This window comes from Fulvivirga aurantia, assembly GCF_009711475.1.
Lineage (GTDB): Bacteria > Bacteroidota > Bacteroidia > Cytophagales > Cyclobacteriaceae > Fulvivirga > Fulvivirga aurantia.
Genome location: NZ_SMMD01000499.1, coordinates 1 through 3,327, shown reverse-complemented (window position 1 = coordinate 3,327; position 3,327 = coordinate 1). Strand labels below are relative to the sequence as shown.

The window sequence follows — 3,327 nt, the reverse complement described above, 5'->3', positions numbered from 1 at the left end:
AAATCAGCAAAAAAAGAAAGGAAGCTGATTTTCAGCTTCCTTTATAACCTAGGCACTATTTTTTATTTCGTTAACTAATTGTTAATAGGCACTTTATTCAAAATTGTAGCAATTATGTCTTTGGTGTTTACATTGTCGGCTTCAGCCTCATAATTGAGTATCAATCTATGGTTAAGTACATCAGAAGCCACTTCTTTGATGTCTTCTGGTAGTACATAATCACGGCCTTCCATGTAGGCTACTGCCTTGGCTGCCAGGTTGAGATTGATAGATGCACGTGGCGATACACCAAACTGTATGTATTCTGCAGCTTCGGTAAGGCCGTAAGCTTTAGGGTCTCTGGTAGCATACACCAGTTCGATTATGTATTTTTCTAAAGACTCTGAAATGCTGGTTTGATTGATCTCATCTCTAATAGCAAACACATCCTCTTTGGTAAGTACAGGCTCTACAGCATAATCAAAAGACATGTTTGAGATTCTTCTCATTACCTCAAGTTCCTGATCTTTTGTAGGATAATCTACATGCACTTTCATCATAAATCTATCTACCTGAGCTTCAGGCAGTGGGTAAGTACCTTCCTGGTCAACAGGGTTTTGTGTTGCTAACACTAAAAAAGGGCGATCAAGTTTAAAGGTGTTTTCACCGATCGTCACTTGCTTTTCCTGCATAGATTCCAGCAAAGCAGACTGTACCTTAGCCGGAGACCTGTTGATCTCATCGGCCAATATCATGTTGGCAAAAATCGGCCCTTTCTTTACTTCAAACTGAGCCAGCTTTTGATTGTAGATCATAGTACCGATCAAATCTGCCGGTAATAAGTCAGGTGTAAACTGTATACGTTGAAAATCAAGGTGCAATACTTTGGCCAGCGTGCTTACTGTTAAAGTTTTGGCGATACCCGGCACACCTTCTAGTAAAATGTGACTTTGAGTAAAAAGGCCAATAAGCAATCTGTTTACCATGGCCTGCTGCCCAACTACTACTTTGCTTACTTCAGAAAATACCTGCTTTATCTTTTCCTGGTGTTCTTTTTTCTTATCAACTGTCGCTGTAGATTCTTCCATTTTCAGTGATCTGATTTTTTAGTTCTACTAATAAACTGCAAAAGTATTGCAATAATATGTATTTAATCGAAAAATTTCGCTCTGGGTTACACCTGTACCTATTTCTATAAAAACGAGTACTCTCATCTTTAACACATACCAGTATAATTCGTTACTAAATGGAACACAAACTATCATGAGACATTTTGTAATCGGAGATATACATGGAGCATACCGTGGGCTTAGACAGTGCCTGGAGCGATCTGCTTTTGATTATGAAAAAGATCAACTTATTTGCCTTGGAGATGTCTGCGATGGGTGGCCCGAAACTAAAGCATCGATTGATGAATTATTGAAAATCAAACATTTGGTTTTTATATTAGGAAACCATGACCATTGGGCCTTGCAGTGGGCACGACACGGCACTAAGTCACATGTGTGGTTAAGCCAGGGAGGAAGAAATACTGTCGCGAGTTATAATGGTGAGCCTATGCCCGAGACACATAAAAATCTTTTAGAAGAGGCGGCCTATTATTACGAATGGAATAACCAGCTTTTTGTGCATGCCGGTATAGATCCTGAAGAAAAACCTGAAAACCAGACAGAAGAAATATTCCTTTGGGACAGGGCTATGGCCAAGGCGGCCCTCGACAATCATTTCAGCGGAGGCGATCAAACGTTTACCGACTACGAAGCCGTGTATATTGGCCACACACCTACTCATAATTATGGCATATTAGAGCCAATCCAGTCTGGTGGCGTTTGGTTGATGGACACAGGAGCCGGTTGGGACGGTGTATTGTCTATGATGGATTTGGAAACAAAGGAAGTCTTTGCCAGTGACAAAATAGATACACTTTACCCGCCTGGAACAGGGAGAATAAGGATTTAGTCAAACTCGACCACCTGCACTTCGGGCCTGTTGCTATGAGACTGTATGTATTGGTCTATTTCTGAGGTGGTCTTATATGGTGTAACTATATTTCTCAACTCATCAATATGTGAAACACTCAAGTCGTTTTCTAAAAAACCAAAGCCGTAGTAAGTACCATTTTCTATCAGAATGACAGATTGTTCTTCTTCATGACGCCCCTCACCCATGATGGCAAAAGACTTTTCTTTAGGATTAAAAGTAGCCAAAGCCTCCAAAAGTCGATTGTTATAATCTTCAACGCTCTCCTGGTGATCGCATGCACCGAGACACTGCCCGTATTTAAAATCGAAACAAGGCCCGTTAGATTTTTGAATGCCGCAAAACTTAGGGCAGAGCTCAAAAGTTTTTACTTTCTCTAATAAAAATTGCCATGCATCTGCATGAGAGTAAAATATTGCCTCAGGCTTTAGTCCCTTGGTAAACTTGCTAATGTTAAACCTCAGGTAGCCATCTCTGTCCTCATACAAATAGATAGCCCATTGGTTGGCCCTGAATTTTTGTGCGCGATTATATTTGGGCCACAAGCGCTTTATTTCCGAAGACTCCAATAGCAGAGCCACCAATTCGTTACCGGTAAGTTCATAATCAATGTGATGAATTTCGTTTCTTATATATTGATTTCTACGATTTTTTGAGGTGCCGGAAAAGTGGCTCGTAATCCGTTTTTTGATGTTTTTGGCTTTGCCCACATAGATTACTTCACCATGTGCATCTAAAAAGTAATAGACACCGGCTAGTTCTGGCAGATCTTCGTATTCGGCTTTGGGCAGATTAGGAGGCAACTTGGTTTCGCCTGAGTTTCTTTTAATAGCATATTCGATAAACCCAGGGTTTTTCTTCAAAAGCATACCAAATAGAGTGGCGGTGGCTTTGGCATCTCCTCCGGCCCGGTGTCGGTTTTCTATAGGTATATTTAATTGCTCACAAAGTTTACCCAAGCCATACGAGCGCAGACCAGGTATAATCTCCCGGCTTAATCTTACCGTACATACTTTTTTGGGATTGAAGCTGTAATTGTGGTTTTCTAACTCACGTTTTATAAAAGAATAGTCAAAATGGACATTATGCGCGACAAACACTTTGTTTTCCAAAATCCGGTGTATATCTCCCGCTACCTCTTTAAATTTTGGAGCGGTGTCCACCAGGTCCTGACTTATGCCGGTAAGACCGGTAATATAAGTAGGTATATTTTGCTCTGGGTTTACGAGTGTTTCGTAGCTGTCTATAATTTTTTCGCCATCATGAACGTAGATGGCCACTTCTGTTATGCGATTTCGCCCTGCGAAGCCTCCTGTCGTCTCGATATCTACAATAGCATACACACCACTAAATTAATTGATTAGCAAT

The 3,327-nt window shown here is 40.8% G+C and carries 3 protein-coding genes; 1 reads left to right on the top strand and 2 read right to left on the bottom strand.

Annotated elements, in window-relative coordinates; translation table 11 throughout:
• Positions 1-74 precede the first annotated feature (74 nt).
• Positions 75-1,067 carry an AAA family ATPase gene (locus E1176_RS03605; RefSeq protein ID WP_155209207.1) on the bottom strand — a complete coding sequence of 331 codons (993 nt, stop codon included), beginning with the start codon at positions 1,065-1,067 and terminating at the stop codon, positions 75-77.
• A gap of 175 nt (positions 1,068-1,242) precedes the next feature.
• Here E1176_RS03605 and E1176_RS03600 point away from each other — a divergent pair, with 175 nt between their 5' ends.
• A complete protein-coding gene (locus E1176_RS03600) occupies positions 1,243-1,938 on the top strand; it encodes a metallophosphoesterase (protein WP_155209206.1) in 696 nt (231 codons plus the stop codon).
• Here E1176_RS03600 and E1176_RS03595 read toward each other — a convergent pair.
• Positions 1,935-3,302 (bottom strand): exonuclease domain-containing protein, encoded by a 1,368-nt coding sequence (locus tag E1176_RS03595; RefSeq protein WP_185152601.1) that lies wholly within the window; start codon positions 3,300-3,302, stop codon positions 1,935-1,937. The genes E1176_RS03600 and E1176_RS03595 overlap by 4 nt on opposite strands.
• Positions 3,303-3,327 lie beyond the last annotated feature (25 nt).

Excerpts from the sequence above, each read along its gene's own strand:
- E1176_RS03605 (WP_155209207.1), bottom strand. The coding sequence starts at position 1,067 with ATGGAAGAATCTACAGCGACAGTTGATAAGAAAAAAGAACACCAGGAA.
- E1176_RS03600 (WP_155209206.1), top strand. The coding sequence starts at position 1,243 with ATGAGACATTTTGTAATCGGAGATATACATGGAGCATACCGTGGGCTT.